General features: G+C 39.5%; 13 protein-coding genes and 1 tRNA gene. 10 read left to right on the top strand and 4 right to left on the bottom strand.

Annotated elements, in window-relative coordinates; translation table 11 throughout:
• The first annotated feature begins 94 nt into the window (after nucleotides 1-94).
• Nucleotides 95-1,474: an HP1184 family multidrug efflux MATE transporter gene (locus HG567_RS05635; RefSeq protein WP_202163730.1), complete on the top strand. Its 1,380-nt coding sequence runs from the start codon at nucleotides 95-97 to the stop codon at nucleotides 1,472-1,474.
• Between the two features lie 25 nt (nucleotides 1,475-1,499).
• Nucleotides 1,500-2,651, top strand: a complete 1,152-nt coding sequence (locus HG567_RS05630) for a cation:proton antiporter (protein WP_000542826.1) — start codon at nucleotides 1,500-1,502, stop codon at nucleotides 2,649-2,651.
• Between the two features lie 4 nt (nucleotides 2,652-2,655).
• Here HG567_RS05630 and HG567_RS05625 read toward each other — a convergent pair whose 3' ends face one another.
• Together HG567_RS05625 and HG567_RS05620 are read right to left on the bottom strand one after the other, a co-directional pair.
• Nucleotides 2,656-3,417, bottom strand: a complete 762-nt coding sequence (locus HG567_RS05625) for a tRNA 2-thiocytidine(32) synthetase TtcA (protein WP_000312843.1) — start codon at nucleotides 3,415-3,417, stop codon at nucleotides 2,656-2,658.
• An 18-nt stretch (nucleotides 3,418-3,435) separates the two neighbouring features.
• On the bottom strand, nucleotides 3,436-4,728 hold the full coding sequence (locus tag HG567_RS05620; RefSeq protein ID WP_338153970.1) for an MFS transporter: 1,293 nt from the start codon (nucleotides 4,726-4,728) through the stop codon (nucleotides 3,436-3,438).
• Between the two features lie 173 nt (nucleotides 4,729-4,901).
• On the opposite strand from HG567_RS05620, the gene HG567_RS05615 reads away from it, so the two are divergent.
• From HG567_RS05615 to HG567_RS05585, 8 genes are all read left to right on the top strand, one after another.
• Nucleotides 4,902-4,979 (top strand) — tRNA-Met (locus HG567_RS05615).
• Nucleotides 4,980-5,079: 100 nt separating this feature from the next.
• Complete coding sequence (locus HG567_RS05610; protein ID WP_202139472.1) at nucleotides 5,080-6,336, top strand: NupC/NupG family nucleoside CNT transporter; 1,257 nt, start codon at nucleotides 5,080-5,082, stop codon at nucleotides 6,334-6,336.
• An 11-nt stretch (nucleotides 6,337-6,347) separates the two neighbouring features.
• Entirely contained in the window at nucleotides 6,348-7,589 is a 1,242-nt protein-coding gene (locus HG567_RS05605) for a phosphopentomutase (protein ID WP_202139471.1), read from the top strand.
• Complete coding sequence (gene deoD, locus HG567_RS05600; protein WP_000187699.1) at nucleotides 7,586-8,287, top strand: purine-nucleoside phosphorylase; 702 nt, start codon at nucleotides 7,586-7,588, stop codon at nucleotides 8,285-8,287. Before HG567_RS05605 ends, deoD begins: the two co-directional genes overlap by 4 nt.
• Nucleotides 8,288-8,363: 76 nt before the next feature.
• Complete coding sequence (locus HG567_RS07785; RefSeq protein ID WP_237392952.1) at nucleotides 8,364-8,591, top strand: hypothetical protein; 228 nt, start codon at nucleotides 8,364-8,366, stop codon at nucleotides 8,589-8,591.
• Between the two features lie 152 nt (nucleotides 8,592-8,743).
• On the top strand, nucleotides 8,744-10,645 hold the full coding sequence (locus HG567_RS05595; RefSeq protein ID WP_202163729.1) for an outer membrane protein: 1,902 nt from the start codon (nucleotides 8,744-8,746) through the stop codon (nucleotides 10,643-10,645).
• Nucleotides 10,646-11,130: 485 nt separating this feature from the next.
• The gene (locus HG567_RS05590; RefSeq protein ID WP_079362070.1) at nucleotides 11,131-12,438 is read left to right on the top strand and encodes an NCS2 family permease; all 1,308 of its coding nucleotides are present in this window, start codon (nucleotides 11,131-11,133) and stop codon (nucleotides 12,436-12,438) included.
• Nucleotides 12,439-12,566: 128 nt separating this feature from the next.
• Entirely contained in the window at nucleotides 12,567-13,790 is a 1,224-nt protein-coding gene (locus tag HG567_RS05585) for a sugar MFS transporter (protein WP_079369466.1), read from the top strand.
• A gap of 302 nt (nucleotides 13,791-14,092) precedes the next feature.
• Here HG567_RS05585 and HG567_RS05580 read toward each other — a convergent pair whose 3' ends face one another.
• Together HG567_RS05580 and HG567_RS05575 are read right to left on the bottom strand one after the other, a co-directional pair.
• The gene (locus HG567_RS05580) at nucleotides 14,093-14,644 is read right to left on the bottom strand and encodes a hypothetical protein (RefSeq protein WP_202163728.1); all 552 of its coding nucleotides are present in this window, start codon (nucleotides 14,642-14,644) and stop codon (nucleotides 14,093-14,095) included.
• 121 nt (nucleotides 14,645-14,765) lie between these two features.
• Entirely contained in the window at nucleotides 14,766-15,599 is an 834-nt protein-coding gene (locus tag HG567_RS05575; RefSeq protein WP_022577039.1) for a transporter substrate-binding domain-containing protein, read from the bottom strand.
• Nucleotides 15,600-15,643: the final 44 nt, after the last annotated feature.

The raw sequence follows: 15,643 nt of genomic DNA, 5'->3' as shown, positions 1-15,643 counted from the left end.
ACGGCTTGAATCCAACCGCGCTAACGGATAGATTGTCTCTCTTTTTATGTTAAAATAGAAAAATTTGTCATAAATTTTAAGCGGTGTGGTTTAAATGCTCAAAAAAAAGATTGATTTGCATAAAGATTCGATAAGAAAGCTCTTTTTTTATTATTTTATCCCTTTAGCTTTTTCTATGATCTCACTTTCCACTTACTCTATGATAGATGGCATGTTTGTGGGCAAGAAACTGGGTAAAGAAGCTATCGCTGCGGTCAATATCGCATGGCCTATTTTTCCAGGGCTTATTGCGTATGAATTGCTTTTTGGTTTTGGGGCAGCGAGTATTGTGGGGTATTTTTTGGGTCAAAATAAAACCCATAGGGCTAGGCTTGTGTTTAGCAGCGTGTTTTATTTTGTCGCTCTAAGCGCCCTTATTTTGAGCATGGCGTTATTGCCTTTTAGCGAAACTATCGCGCGTTTTTTTGGGAGCAATGACGCTTTATTGAGCATGTCCAAACGCTACATTGAAATCATTTTAATGGGCGCGGTTTTTATGGTCCTCCACCCTTTAGCGGATGTTTTTGTGGTGAATGACAAACGCCCCATTTTAGCGATGGTAGCGATGCTGATTGGCTCGTTAGCGAATATCTTTTTCAACTATTGGTTTATTTTTGTTTTGGAAGTGGGGGTTCAAGGCAGCGCGATAGCCACCGTGATAGGGCATGCGATAGGGGTTTTAGTCTTAATGCAGCATTTTTGGTGCAAAAAAGGGCAATTGTATTTCATCAAACGATTTTCTTTGTATTCAGTCATTTCTTCAGCTAAAAGCGGCGTGCCTCAAAGCACGGCAGAATTTAGCGCTTCTATTATGATTTTGTTGTTTAATACCGCTATCATGCACACGGCTGGGGAAAGGTTTGTGAGCATGTATGGGATTGTTATGTATAATGCGATTATCTTTTTTACGACTTTATTTGCGATTTCTCAAGGCATCCAACCGATTGCGAGCTTTAGCTATGGGGCTAGAAATTTAGAGCGCGTGAAAGAGGTGTTTGTTTTTGGTTTGAAAGCAGCGTTTTGTGTGGGGATTGTTTTCTATGGCGCTTATTATTTTTTAGATGAATTTTTAATCAAGCTTTATTTACAGCCAAGCGAACAAGACCCCCTTTTTATGCAAGAGACTAAAAGGGCGATGAATATTTATTATGTGGGCTATGTTTTTTTAGGCATGAATTTGTTGTGCGCGGTGTTTTTCCAATCCATCCAACGCACCAAAAGTTCGTTTATCATCACCCTTTCACACACGCTGGGGTTTATGGTTATTTTACTGCCCATACTAAGTCATTTCTATGGGATTAATGGCGTTTGGGTAACTTACCCTATCGTGCAATTTTTAGCGTTTTTAGTAGCGTTAGGGGTAACTTATTACGAAATCAAAAAAGGGGTTTTCACCACTTATAAAGAGAAAAACCCTATCGCTTTGAAAACTTAACCAATAAATAAGGTAAAATTAAGACATGCATGCAGAATTTTTCACTTTCGCGCTCATTATGCTTTTAATCGTAATAGCTCCCTATATGTCTAGAATCTCTCGTTTGCCTATCACGGTCGTGGAGATTTTATTTGGGTCTGTTGGGGCGTATGTGGGTTTTATTGAGCCAACTAAAGGCTTTGAAATCATGTCCGAAATTGGCTTTTTATTTTTAATGTTTTTATGCGGTTTGGAAGTGGAGATTTATTTGTTTAAAAAATTAGGGGTTTCTCTTTTAAAACGCATTTTTGCTTATCTGTTGATTTTATACACGCTTTCGTTCATTCTTACTTTTAGCCTTAATTTAGAGCCTATTTTCATGGTGATTTTCCCTATTATCAGTTTGGGTATGATTATGACTTTAGTCAAAGATTATCGTAAAGAGATTTTGTGGCTTGATTTGGTTTTGAAAGTGGGCGTTATTGGGGAATTGTTAAGCATTTTTGGTTTGGTGGTCGTGGATGGGGTGTATTCGCATGGTTTGGGCATGGATTTGATTAAAGATTTAGGCATTCTCATTGTTTTTTTAATCTTAATCATCGTGGCGTTTCAAATCTTTAAGACTTTGTTTTGGTGGTTCCCGCATTTAAAGCTTTTTGTGATGCCTAAAAGCAGTCAGTTTAATCAAGATGTGCGTTTTTCGCTCATGCTCTTTTTTTCCTTGGTTGCGATCGTGGTGTGGCTCAAAATAGAAATGGTTTTGGGGGCGTTTTTGGCGGGGTTAGTCGTTTCTACTTTTTTCCCTCACAAATCAGAATTGATCCACAAGCTCAATGATGTGGGTTTTGGGTTTTTTGTGCCTTTATTTTTCATCCATGTAGGCTCTACTTTAGACTTAAAATTAGTGTTTTTAAACCCGCATTTGATCCTCCAAGGGATATTGATTGTCATAGCGATGTTGAGTTTGCACTTGATCACTTCAACCTTATTGTGGCGCAAATACTTTAAAGAAGCTAAGCATTTATTTTCATTCGCTTTAGGGGCTTCTATGCCTTTAACTTTTTTAGTAACCACCGCAGCAGTGGGTTTAAAAGCGCAAGCAATCTCGCAAAACACCTACTACGCGTTGCTCATGGCAGCTATTTTTGAAGGGGTATTGTTCACCATTGCGATCAAAATACTCAACAAAAAAGCTTAAAGCTTTAAGCGTCTAAATATCTAGCGTCGCTAAAGCTGCTCGCTTGGACATTATTGAACGCATTTTCTAAGCTATCAAAGAAACGAGGGTGCAAGTTTTGCATTTCTTTTAAGAAATTTTTAGTGGCTAATCGCGCGATAGGAGGCTTATCAGAGGTGGGCTGTTTGGCTGGGCAATTGCAATCAGGAGCAACAGGGATATTTTGAGAAGTGACAAAATGAATGCTACTAGCTTCTCGAACCTTAATCAAAGGGCGGATCACCAATAAGCCGTTTTCAGCCCTATAAATGGGGGGCATGCTCCTTAAACTCCCGTTATAAGTGAAATTCATAAAAAAGCTCTCTACGGCGTCATCTAAATGGTGCGCGATAGCGACTTTATTATAGCCTTCTTCTAAAGCCTTAGAATACAAAGTCCCTCGCCTCAAACGAGAACAAAACGAACAAAACGAGCTTTTTTCACGGCGTTTTTCGTTGATGGTGGCAGCGATTTGGGTGTAAATGATCTCATGCTCAATGCCTTGCTCTTGGCACAAATCGCTCAACCATTTTAAATCTTCGCCCAAACCATAATGCACGGTAACCGCTTTAAAATCAAATTTGAAAGGGGCATGTTTTTGCATCCTGGCTAAGATGCAAGCGAGCATGATAGAATCCTTACCCCCGCTCAATCCTAACAAGATTTTATCGCCTTCTTCTATGAGTTTGTAAGCGGCGTTGGTCTTGCCTACAATGTGTAAGACTTTTTTGGAAATTTCATAGGCCATTTTTGATCCTTAATTGTTTTATTTTCTAAAGTTTCGCGCTAAGCGAATGATTTCTTCTTCGCTAATGTGATCGGAATTATATTTCACAATAATGATTTCTTCGCTAATATTAACATACCATTCAATGATTTTGTCCCTTAAAGTTTCAAATTGTTCCTCATTATAAGCGTCTAAGGGGAAATAGACATTTTTTTGCTTGGAAGGGTTGTTGAGTAAAAAGAGCGATAGCCCCCAAATAAGCCCTAAAGCTACAACGATTAAGCTTGTGTTAGAAACGCCTAAATGATGGTAGCTCAACCCCCCGCTCACGCCCCCAACAAAGCTCCCTAAATAGCCAAAAGTAGTGAATTGCCCTAAAACCTTGCCTTTTTCGTTTGCTTTAGCGAATTTAGACGCTAAAGATTGCATGATAGGCTCTAAGGTGGCAAAGCCAATAAAGAAAAACGCCACCCCAAGAATAAAGAGCCATAAATATTTCCCTAAAAAGCTAGAGTCGGCTAAAAACAAGCACAAATAACTCACAATAAACAATAATACGCCAGAAAGCATCACCCCTTTAGGCTTATTGTATTTTTCAGCCATAACGCTCGCTATCCCCATGCTTAAAACCCCTAATAAGGCTCCAGGCACATACACTAAGATTAAAAAACTTTCATCTTTATGAAATTCATTCACTAAGGCTAAAGGGATCAGCACAAAAATAAGTGTCATGAACGCTTTTTCAAAAAAAGAACTTATGTATAAAAGATACAAGGCTTTAGAGTTGGGTTGGTAAGCTTTTATGTTTTTGATTTGGTAAGAAATTTTAGGAGCGTCTTTAACTTTTAAAAGCATCAACAAACTCAATAAAGTTAAGATCGCCGTGAGCAAGAAGAGCCATTTTGCCCCCCCAAAAAACGCCACAACCCCAGGGCCTATCGCCATGCTTATGGTGAAGCTAATGAAAATAAACGCCCCCATGATCGCCATCGCTTTGGTGCGCTCTTCTTCTTTCACCTCATCCGCCACCATCGCGCTAACAACCCCCCCTAAAGCCCCCATGCCTTGAATGAAGCGCCCTATAACGAGCCAAACAATATCATTCGCTATAAAGCACACTAACGATCCAGCTAAAAACAACAACAAGCACACCATAACCACCACTTTACGGCCGATTTTATCGCTAAGAATGCCCATGGGGGTTTGAAAAATAATTTGCGTGAGATACGCTCCGCCCACAGCCAACCCCACGAGTAAGGGGCTGCTTGAATGGAAACTATCCGCATACAAACTAATGACAGGCAAAACAATAAAAAGCCCTAAAAACCGCAACGACGACACTAACGCCAATGGAAAAATTTTCTTAAACATGCGTAGTATTTTACAAGAAAATCTCTAATTTCTATCATTAATTTAGGAAAGTAGGATTGATAATAAAATTTTAATGGATTTTTAAGAAAATTTTTTGTATAATCTCATTCTTTATTTTTTATAAAATTGCTTGTGTCAAGGTAGCTCAGCTGGTTTAGAGCGCTGGTCTCATAAGCCGGAGGTCGGGGGTTCAAGTCCCCCTCTTGACACCATGATTTGATTTAATCTTCATTTAATATTCATTTAATCTTTTTTTTAGCAAACCTAAACTACAATAGCGTTGCATCTTTTAATTTCTTTAGGGATTTGACGATGATTTTTAGCTCTCTTTTTAGTGTTGTAGGGATGGCGGTGCTTTTTCTTATTGCTTGGGTGTTTTCTAGCAATAAAAGGGCTATAAATTATCGCACGATTGTCAGCGCCTTTGTGATTCAAGTGGCTTTAGGGGCGTTGGCTTTATATGTGCCTTTGGGTAGAGAAATGTTGCAAGGCTTAGCTAGTGGCATACAAAGCGTGATTTCTTACGGCTATGAGGGGGTGCGTTTCTTGTTTGGCAATCTCGCTCCAAACGCTAAGGGCGATCAAGGGATAGGAGGCTTTATCTTTGCGATCAACGTTTTAGCGATCATTATCTTTTTTGCTAGCTTGATTTCACTTCTATATTATTTAAAAATCATGCCTTTAGTGATCAATCTCATCGGCGGGGCGTTGCAAAAATGCTTAGGCACTTCTAAAGCAGAAAGCATGAGCGCAGCGGCTAATATTTTTGTAGCGCACACCGAAGCGCCCTTAGTCATTAAACCTTATTTGAAAAGCATGAGCGATTCAGAGATTTTTGCGGTCATGTGCGTGGGCATGGCTAGCGTTGCGGGGCCTGTGTTAGCCGGGTATGCGAGCATGGGCATTCCTTTGCCTTATTTAATCGCCGCTTCGTTTATGTCCGCTCCTGGGGGTTTGTTGTTCGCTAAAATCATTTACCCGCAAAACGAAGCCATTTCTAGCCATGCAGATGCTTCTGCAGAAAAGCATGTCAACGCCATAGAAGCTATCGCTAATGGGGCAAGCACAGGGCTAAATTTAGCCTTGCATGTGGGAGCGATGCTTTTAGCCTTTGTGGGAATGCTCGCGCTCATTAACGGGCTTTTAGGGGTTGTAGGGGGGTTTTTGGGCATGGAACATTTGTCTTTAGGGTTGATTTTAGGCACGCTCTTAAAACCCTTAGCCTTTATGTTAGGCATTCCGTGGAGTCAGGCTGGGATTGCTGGAGAAATCATAGGCATTAAAATCGCGCTCAATGAATTTGTGGGCTATATGCAATTTTTGCCTTATTTGGGCGATAACCCTCCTTTAATCTTGAGCGAGAAAACTAAAGCGATCATCACTTTTGCGTTGTGCGGGTTCGCTAACTTAAGCTCAGTCGCTATGCTCATTGGAGGGCTTGGCAGTTTAGTGCCTAAAAAGAAGGATCTCATTATAAGGCTTGCTTTAAAAGCGGTGCTTGTAGGCACGCTTTCTAATTTCATGAGCGCGACTATCGCCGGGTTATTCATAGGACTAAACGCTCATTAAAAGGACAAAACATGCAAAAAAGAGTGGTAATCTTATTATTGGATTCTTTTGGTATAGGGGCTAGCGAAGACGCTAAAGATTTTGGCGATTTGGGGGCGAACACTTTAGGCAATATCGCTAAGGCTTGTTTTAATAACTTGGCTAATTCTAACGATCGCAATGGGGCTTTGAAACTGCCTTATTTAGAGAGTTTGGGTTTAGGTTTGAGTGCTTTAAAAGCCGCAAATGAATTGCCCTTAGGCTTTGAATTGAAACCCAATTTAATAGGGGCTTACACTTATGCGCAAGAACTTTCTAGCGCTAAGGATACGATTTCTGGACATTGGGAGATGATGGGCGTGCCCGTTCTTTTTGAATGGGGGTATTTTAAAGACAAAACCCATTCGTTTCCTAAAGAGATTTTAGATGAAATCATGCACAAAACTAAGATTAAGGGCTATTTAGGGAATTGCCACGCATCAGGGACAGAAATCATTAAAGATTTAGGCGAAAAGCATTTAGAAACTTTATACCCCATTTTTTACACTTCAGCGGATTCGGTGTTTCAAATCGCTGCGCATGAAGAAAGGTTTGGGCTGGATAATTTATACGCCCTTTGTGAAGAAGTGTTTCAAATTCTAGAGCCCTTAAAGATTGCCAGAGTGATCGCACGCCCCTTTATTGGCACCAATAGAGAGAGTTTCAAACGCACCGCCAATCGCAAAGACTATGCGATAAAGCCCCATAAAAAATTGCTTTTTGAAACATTCATTGAAGAAAAGCGAGGCGAAGTCATTAGCATTGGAAAAATCGCTGATATTTACGCTCATGTGGGGATCACTCAAAAGTTCAAAGCCGGTAGTTTGATGGAATTATGCGATGTGACTTTAGAGCGAGTCAAAAACGCTAAAAACAACAGCTTGATTTTCACGAATTTTGTGCATTTTGATAGCGATTATGGGCATAGGCGCGATATTAGCGGGTATGCTAACGCTTTAGAGTATTTTGATTTGCGCTTAAAAGAGGTTTTAGAAAATTTAAGGGAAAACGATTTGCTCATTCTTTGCGCCGATCATGGGTGTGATCCCAGCTTTAAAGGCACCGATCACACACGAGAATACATTCCTGTTTTGTTCTATCACAAGGATTTACAACCAGCCTTTTTAGGCAAGAGCGAGTCGTTTGCGGATATTGGGCAGAGTATCGCTCACTTTTTGGGATTAAGCCCCCTAGATTATGGCAAAAACTTACTAAAATTTAAAGGACAACCATGACCCCTCACATCAATGCCAAAATCGGCGACTTTTATCCTCAATGCCTTTTGTGCGGCGATCCCTTAAGGGTGAGCTACATTGCGAAAAAATTTTTACAAGACGCCAAAGAGATCACGAATGTGCGTAACATGCTAGGCTTTAGCGGGAAGTATAAGGGTAAGGGGATTTCTTTAATGGGGCATGGCATGGGCATTGCGTCATGCACGATTTATGTTACCGAACTCATTAAAACCTATCAGGTTAAAGAGCTTTTAAGGATTGGCACTTGCGGGGCGATTAGCCCAAAAGTTGGTCTGAAAGACATTATCATGGCAACGGGAGCTTCAACGGATTCTAAAACCAATCGGGTGCGTTTTTTAAACCACGATTTGAGCGCAACGCCTGATTTTGAATTGAGTTTAAGAGCGTATCAAACAGCAAAGCGTTTGGGCATTGATTTGAAAGTGGGCAATGTTTTTTCAAGCGATTTTTTCTATTCTTTTGAAACGCACGCCTTTGATTTAATGGCCCAATACAACCACTTGGCTATTGAAATGGAAGCGGCAGGGTTATACGCCACGGCGATGGAATTGAACGCTAAGGCTTTATGCTTATGCTCAGTTTCAGATCACTTAATCACTAAAGAAGCCTTAAGCCCTAAAGAAAGAATAGAGAGCTTTGATAACATGATAATTCTGGCTTTAGAGATGATGAGTTAGCCTTTTTTGTTGCCCCCATAAGTTAAGGATAAACTTTTAAGGAAAACCCTTAAAGCTAAAAGCCTTAAGGGAACTTTTGAAAAACAAAAACTATCGTTTTACAGAAACTTCGTTTGACAAAACTACCGCTTCAATAAAACAACAACTTTACACCCCAAAAACGAAATTTCAAGGTATAATGTTTTCCAAGAGTTTTTACCATTTTCTGTTTTCATGGCAAACTCCCATTAAAAATTATCCCCATAATTGCACTTATGGGGGCGTTTATTTTACAACAATCTTTCTAAAACCAAATCCCAATTAATTAAAAACACTCTTAAAAGCTTGATTGAGCGCGTCAAAACACCCTAAAACTTTTTTTGAAATCCAATAAATTTGTGGTAAAATTAAACGCATTGTAAATAAATTCTCATTTTTATACATTTTGCAATAAAACATTACTTTAAGGAACATCTTATGAAAAAAACGAAAAAAACGATTCTGCTTTCTCTAACTCTTGCGTCATCATTGCTCCATGCTGAAGACAACGGCGTTTTTTTAAGCGTGGGTTATCAAATCGGTGAAGCGGTTCAAAAAGTGAAAAACGCCGACAAGGTACAAAAACTTTCAGACGCTTATGAAAACTTGAACAAGCTTTTGGCTAATCACAGCCATTCCAATCCAGAAGCGATTAACGCAAACAGCGCCACAGCGATCAATCAAGCGATTGGTAATTTAAACAAAAGCGCACAAAATTTAATTGATAAAACAGACAATTCCCCTGCCTATCAAGCCACGCTTTTAGCGCTAAAATCCACGGTGGGGTTATGGAATAGCATAGCTTATGCCGTCATATGCGGAGGCTATACGGATAAACCCAATCACAACACCACAGAAACTTTTTACAACCAACCAGGACAAAATTCAAATTCGATCACTTGCGGTAGTAATGGTTTAGGGACTCTTCCAGCGGGCAAAAATTCTCATCTGTCCATTGAACAATTTGCAACGCTCAACAAAGCGTATCAAATTATCCAAGCCGCTTTGAAACAAGGTCTCCCTGCTTTAAGCGATACAAAAAAAACGGTGGAAGTAACCATTAAAACAGCAACCAACGCTCAAAACATTAATGTCAATAATAACAACAATAATGCTGCTGATGCTACAATTGAAACAAAGAATACTTATATTAACGATGCGCAAAATCTTTTAACCCAAGCGCAAACCATCATCAACACCCTCCAAGACAATTGCCCGCAATTGAAAGGGAAGTCTAGTAGCAATGGTGGAACTAATGGTGCAAACACCCCTTCATGGCAAACAAGCGCTAACCAAAATTCGTGCAGCGTTTTTGGCACGGAATTTAGCGCTATTTCAGACATGATCAGTAACGCTCAAAACATCGTTCAAGAAACCCAACAGCTTAATGCTACCCCACTAAAAAGCATCGCACAACCCAATAACTTTAACCTTAACTCCCCTAATAGTGTTGCTTTGGCTCAAAGCATGCTCAAAAACGCTCAATCTCAAGCAGCGGTTTTAAAACTGGCCAATCAAGTGGGGAGCGATTTTAATAGAATTTCTACAGGAGTTCTTAAAAACTATATAGAAGAATGCAGCGCGAATGCTTCAAGTGAGAGCGTTTCTAATAACACTTGGGGGAAAGGTTGCACGGGCGTGAAACAAACTCTAACTTCGCTAGAAAGTAGCAACGCTTCTTTTTCTAGCCAAACGCCACAAATCAATCAAGCGCAAACCCTAGCTAACACTATTGTTCAAGAACTCGGTCATAACCCCTTCAAACGAGTGGGCATCATTAGCTCTCAAACCAATAACGGGGCGATGAATGGCCTTGGGGTGCAGGTGGGTTATAAACAATTTTTTGGAGAAAAGAAAAGATGGGGGTTAAGGTATTATGGTTTCTTTGATTACAACCACGCCTACATCAAATCAAGCTTCTTTAATTCGGCTTCTGATGTGTGGACTTATGGGGTGGGTAGTGATTTATTGTTTAATTTCATCAATGATAAAAACACCAACTTCTTAGGCAAGAATAACCAGATTTCTTTTGGGCTTTTTGGAGGTATCGCCTTAGCAGGGACTTCGTGGCTTAATTCTCAATTCGTGAATTTAAAAACCATCAGCAATGTCTATAGCGCTAAAGTGAATACGGCTAACTTCCAATTCTTATTCAATTTGGGTTTAAGAATCAATCTCGCTAGGCCTAAGAAAAAAGACAGCGATCATTCCGCACAACATGGCATGGAATTGGGCGTGAAAATCCCTACCATTAACACGAATTACTATTCTTTTCTAGACACTAAACTAGAATATAGAAGGCTTTATAGCGTGTATCTCAATTATGTGTTTGCTTATTAAAAACCCTCTTTTTAAAAAAGGGGGGGGGTTAAACTTCTAAAAAACCTCTAAAGCTAAAAATTTTCAAAAAACAGTCATTAAACCCAAAAATGAAATTTTAAGGTATAATGTTTCCGCCATTTTTATTTTTCGTTTTTAGTTTTCCATGGCAAACTCCTTTTTAGAATTTATCCCCATAAATCCGACTTATGGGGGTCTTTGTTTTATAACAATCTCTCTTAAAACCAATACCAATCAAATTTAAAAAACGCTCTCAAAAACCACTAAAGAGTGAAATTACCTTACAAGATGAGCTTTTTTGCAATTTTCGTTAAAACGATTATTTTTTAGCGGATGTTTTAAAAAAAAAGGGTTTTTTACTCACTTCTTTTGATTGAAACAACACAATCAAGCATCTTAAGGCAATTTAAAATAAAATAGCGCTAGCATGACCCCAAAGCCCCTTATTAAATTAATCTATACCAAATAGTAAGGAGTTATCTAACATGGGGTTTTTCAAGCTTAAAGAACACAACACGAACATTGCCACCGAGTTTAGAGCGGGTTTAACGACCTTTATCACCATGATTTACATCGTGCCCTTAAACGCTCTTATCCTTTCTCACGCCAACATGCCTTATGAAGCCCTTTTAAGTGCGACTGCCATTATCACTATCTTATCGAGCGTGTTTAACGGGTTATGGGCAAACACCCCCATCGCTATGAGCGTGGGCTTAGGGTTGTCAGCTTATTTTAGCTTCGGGTTGGTTCAAGGGCTAAAACTCCCTTGGCAGAGCGCTTTAGGCATCGTAGCGCTCTCTGGAGCGATTTTTGTGATTTTGTCTTTCACTAAATTTAGAAGTTGGGTCATGCGAAGCATTCCTAGCGATTTAAGGCGTGCGGTGAGCGCGGGGATAGGGGCTTTTATCGCATTCATTGGCCTTAAAGAAATGCATATTGTCGTTACCCATAAGGCTACGCTTGTAACCTTAGGCGATTTTGGCGATCCGCATGTGTTATTGGGGGTTGTGGGGATCATTCTAACTTTCGCGCTCTACACGCTCAAAATCAGGGGTTCTTTCATTATAGCAGTCTTAATCACTTCCATTCTCGCATGGGTTTTAAAGCTAGCCCCTTACCCTAGCGAATTTTTTTCCATGCCCGCTAGCATTGGCCCTATCGCCTTTCAATTAGACTTTAAGGGCATTTTTTTTGATGCGAGTGGGGCTTTCACTTTAGCGTTAGTGCCAGTCATCATCACTTTTTTTGTAACCGATTTGTTTGATTCTTTAGGCACGCTTGCAGGGATTGGCCACAAGACTGATTTTTTCAATGATGAAGAAAAAAATAAGGAATTGGAAAAGACTTTGGAAGCGGATGCGGTGGCTTCTTTAGGGAGCGCGGTGGTGGGCGTTTCTACCACGACCGCTTTTATAGAAAGCGCGAGTGGGGTTGAAGAGGGGGGACGCACAGGGCTTACAGCGGTTTTTACCGGGCTATTTTTTGTTTTAACGCTCTTTTGCTTGCCTCTTTTAAAAGCCATTCCTGGCAATGCGATTTATCCGGTACTAGTGGTAGTAGGGGTTTTGATGTTTAGCGTGTTAGAGGGGGTGAATTTTAAAGACATGGCCATTAGCGTCTCCACTTTTTTAACCGTGGTGATGATGCCTTTAACTTTCTCCATTGCCGATGGCTTAGCCTTTGGCTTTTTGTCTTATGGTATCATCAAATTGGTTCAAAAAGACTTCAAAGCGCTCAATTCAGGCATCATCATTCTCTGCATCATTTCTGTTTCTGTATTTATCTTTCGTTAAGCTCTTTTTAAGGGGCTTTGCATTTTTTACCCATTTCATGCCTCTTTTTCTTTATTTAGACAGATTATTATCTTAAAATAATTGTAATATCATTATTATTATATCAACTCAATAAAAAAGGAGAAGGTATGCAAAAAACTTCTAACACTTTGGCGCTGGGGAGTTTGACAGCGCTATTCTTTCTAATGGGTTTTATCACGGTTTTAAACGACATTTTAATCCCACACTTAAAGCCCATTTTTGACTTGACCTATTTTGAAGCTTCGCTCATTCAATTTTGCTTTTTTGGGGCGTATTTCATCATGGGAGGCGTTTTTGGGAATGTGATCAGTAAAATCGGCTACCCTTTTGGCGTGGTGCTTGGTTTTGTGATCACAGCGACTGGGTGCGCGTTGTTTTACCCAGCGGCGCATTTTGGCTCTTACGGGTTTTTTTTAGGAGCGTTGTTTATTTTAGCGAGCGGGATTGTGTGCTTGCAAACCGCTGGTAATCCCTTTGTAACCTTGCTTTCTAAAGGTAAAGAAGCCAGAAACCTGGTTTTAGTCCAGGCGTTCAATTCGCTTGGCACAACTTTAGGGCCTATTTTTGGGAGCTTGTTGATTTTTAGCACGACTAAAATGGGCGATAATGCAAGTTTGATAGACAAATTAGCGGACGCTAAAAGCGTTCAAATGCCTTATTTGGGCTTGGCGGTGTTTTCGCTTCTTTTAGCGCTCATCATGTATCTTTTGAAATTGCCTGATGTGGAAAAAGAAATGCCCAAAGAAACGACGCAAAAAAGCCTGTTTTCGCACAAACACTTTGTTTTTGGGGCTTTAGGGATCTTTTTTTATGTGGGCGGAGAAGTGGCGATTGGCTCATTCTTGGTGCTAAGCTTTGAAAAGCTTTTGAATTTAGACCCTCAATCAAGCGCGCATTACTTGGTGTATTATTGGGGAGGCGCGATGGTGGGCCGTTTCTTAGGCAGTGTTTTGATGAATAAAATTGCCCCTAATAAATACCTGGCTTTCAACGCCTTAAGTTCTATCGTGCTTATCGCTTTAGCCATTATCGTTGGAGGCAAGATCGCTTTATTCGCTCTGACTTTTGTGGGCTTTTTCAACTCTATCATGTTCCCTACCATCTTTTCTTTGGCTACGCTCAATTTGGGGCATCTCACTTCTAAGGCTTCTGGAGTGATTAGCATGGCGATTGTGGGAGGGGCGTTAATCCCCCCCATTCAAGGTGCGGTTACAGACATGCTAACAGCGACCGAATCAAATTTGCTCTACGCTTATGGTGTGCCGTTATTGTGCTATTTTTATATCCTCTTCTTTGCGCTTAAAGGGTATAAGCAAGAAGAAAACTCCTAAAAAAAAGGGGGGGGTTTCTCTTTTATTTTCTTTCTTTTAGCTTGTTTTAAAAATTTAAAAATGCCAAAAAATATTTTTTATAACCAATAATTAAAGAGCTTGACTTTAATCAAGCAAGCGCTCTATAAGGGGTTTAGTTGTCAGTATTTGATGAGGACAGAGCTTTTTTAACAACTTGAGGCAAAAACACAAACAGGGTTTTTAAAATTTTTAAGATGCGATCATAAACACCACTAATGATAAGAAAAATCTCCTAACCACAAAAGATTAAGAGATTTTAAGAATGAAGCGAAGAATAAAGACTAGTAAATGGGTTTAGCGTCTTTAAATTTATATTCCGTAAGAAACCCAGTGCCATCAAAATTACCCACCAAAGAGATCTTTGCAATATCACCCACTTGGCAATCGGTTTCTAAAATAAGATAAGGCACTTCATCTTTACCGATTAAAGTGATCACTCGCCCCTTTTTTTCACGGCTTTGCTTGGGGAACTCTTTAGAATCAAGACCTGTGGTATTATCGCCGGTTTGGAGCATTCTAAAAGCATAGCACATGCCATCATTGATTTGAGCGCTATAAATCTTGCCTTTTTTAACTTCTTTTTTAACCCCCGGTTTAAGCGCAATGCGTATTTCTGAGTGGATCTCAGCTTCTTGCATTTTGCCCTTATAATCTCGCACCTGAACCTTATGTGTGCCATTAGGATCTCCCTTTTTAAGCAGAGAATCTTCATAGCTGAATTTTTGAATGTCTAAATCCCCATCAACAAAACTCCTAGCGTCAAGCTGAACGCTCAAAAACCCTAGCAACCCAATTAATGAAAATTTCAAACAACGCTTATAAAAACAACTCATCAACAAATCCTTTCAATGTAAAATCAAACAAATATATCTCAAAATTAAAAACAAAAAGATCACAAAATTGCTAATTTAGCAACAAAAACGCACTCTGTCAAGAAATCAAAGCCTAAAGAAATCATTCAAAAATAATTTCTTCCGGTTTGATTTCATCGCCATAAACAGGCTCTAAAGTTTCCTTGTAAGCTTCTTTTAAAAAGTCGCTAGAAATGAGGGAATCAATCTCGTTATTCAACCATTCTAAAAGCTTAGGGTTGCCTTTTTTAATCGCTGGAGCGATCACATCTTTATCGCCAAGGCTTGTAATGCCTAATTTAAACTCAGGGTGTTGTTTCGCCCAAGCGAGCAACAAAGTGTTGTCATGGGCTAGAGCGGTAGCCTTATTGTTTAAAAGGGCTAAAAAAGTCTCTGTGTTTTGCTCAAATTTCAAAAGTTTGATATTGGGGTAATTTTTAGTGAAATAAAAATCCGCTGTCGTGCCTTTATTCACAATCAACTCTTTATCTTTCAATTCTTCTATGTTTTTAATGACCCCATCTTTAGAAATCACCCCTAAAGCGACTTTCATATACGGCTTAGCGAAATCCACGACTTTTTCTCTTTCTTTGGTGCGCGTGAAATTAGCCATGATAATATCCACTTTATTGGCTTTTAAAAATTCCACCCTAGCTGAAGCTTCTACAGGAATAAACTCAATCTTATTTTCATCGCCCAATAAATCAAGGGCCATGCGTTTAGCAATGACTACATCATAGCCTTGATATTTCCCTTTAGAATCCACAGATCCAAAAGGAGGCTTATCGCTAAAAACCCCCACTTTTAAAACCCCTCTTTGTTTAATGACTTCTAAAGCGTCCTTTTTTTCTTTATGGCTATCAGAACATGCATTAAAGACTAAAGCGATTAAAACTAAAAATAGCCCCCACATTTTAAAAAGCCCGTTCGTTTTCATAAAAACACCTTTTTTTTGAAATTAAAATCATCTTTTTAGCAAAC

This window comes from Helicobacter pylori (assembly GCF_016755635.1).
GTDB classification, from domain to species: Bacteria; Campylobacterota; Campylobacteria; order Campylobacterales; family Helicobacteraceae; genus Helicobacter; species Helicobacter pylori_CQ.
The sequence above is the reverse complement of the archived record's forward strand: the minus strand, read 5'-3'. Positions and strand labels throughout refer to the sequence as shown.

Coding starts and splice junctions, on each gene's coding strand:
- HG567_RS05625 (WP_000312843.1), bottom strand. CDS start 3,417: ATGGCCTATGAAATTTCCAAAAAAGTCTTACACATTGTAGGCAAGACC.
- HG567_RS05575 (WP_022577039.1), bottom strand. CDS start 15,599: ATGAAAACGAACGGGCTTTTTAAAATGTGGGGGCTATTTTTAGTTTTA.
- HG567_RS05630 (WP_000542826.1), top strand. CDS start 1,500: ATGCATGCAGAATTTTTCACTTTCGCGCTCATTATGCTTTTAATCGTA.
- HG567_RS05610 (WP_202139472.1), top strand. CDS start 5,080: ATGATTTTTAGCTCTCTTTTTAGTGTTGTAGGGATGGCGGTGCTTTTT.
- HG567_RS05585 (WP_079369466.1), top strand. CDS start 12,567: ATGCAAAAAACTTCTAACACTTTGGCGCTGGGGAGTTTGACAGCGCTA.
- HG567_RS05635 (WP_202163730.1), top strand. CDS start 95: ATGCTCAAAAAAAAGATTGATTTGCATAAAGATTCGATAAGAAAGCTC.
- deoD (WP_000187699.1), top strand. CDS start 7,586: ATGACCCCTCACATCAATGCCAAAATCGGCGACTTTTATCCTCAATGC.
- HG567_RS05605 (WP_202139471.1), top strand. CDS start 6,348: ATGCAAAAAAGAGTGGTAATCTTATTATTGGATTCTTTTGGTATAGGG.
- HG567_RS05595 (WP_202163729.1), top strand. CDS start 8,744: ATGAAAAAAACGAAAAAAACGATTCTGCTTTCTCTAACTCTTGCGTCA.
- HG567_RS05590 (WP_079362070.1), top strand. CDS start 11,131: ATGGGGTTTTTCAAGCTTAAAGAACACAACACGAACATTGCCACCGAG.
- HG567_RS05580 (WP_202163728.1), bottom strand. CDS start 14,644: ATGAGTTGTTTTTATAAGCGTTGTTTGAAATTTTCATTAATTGGGTTG.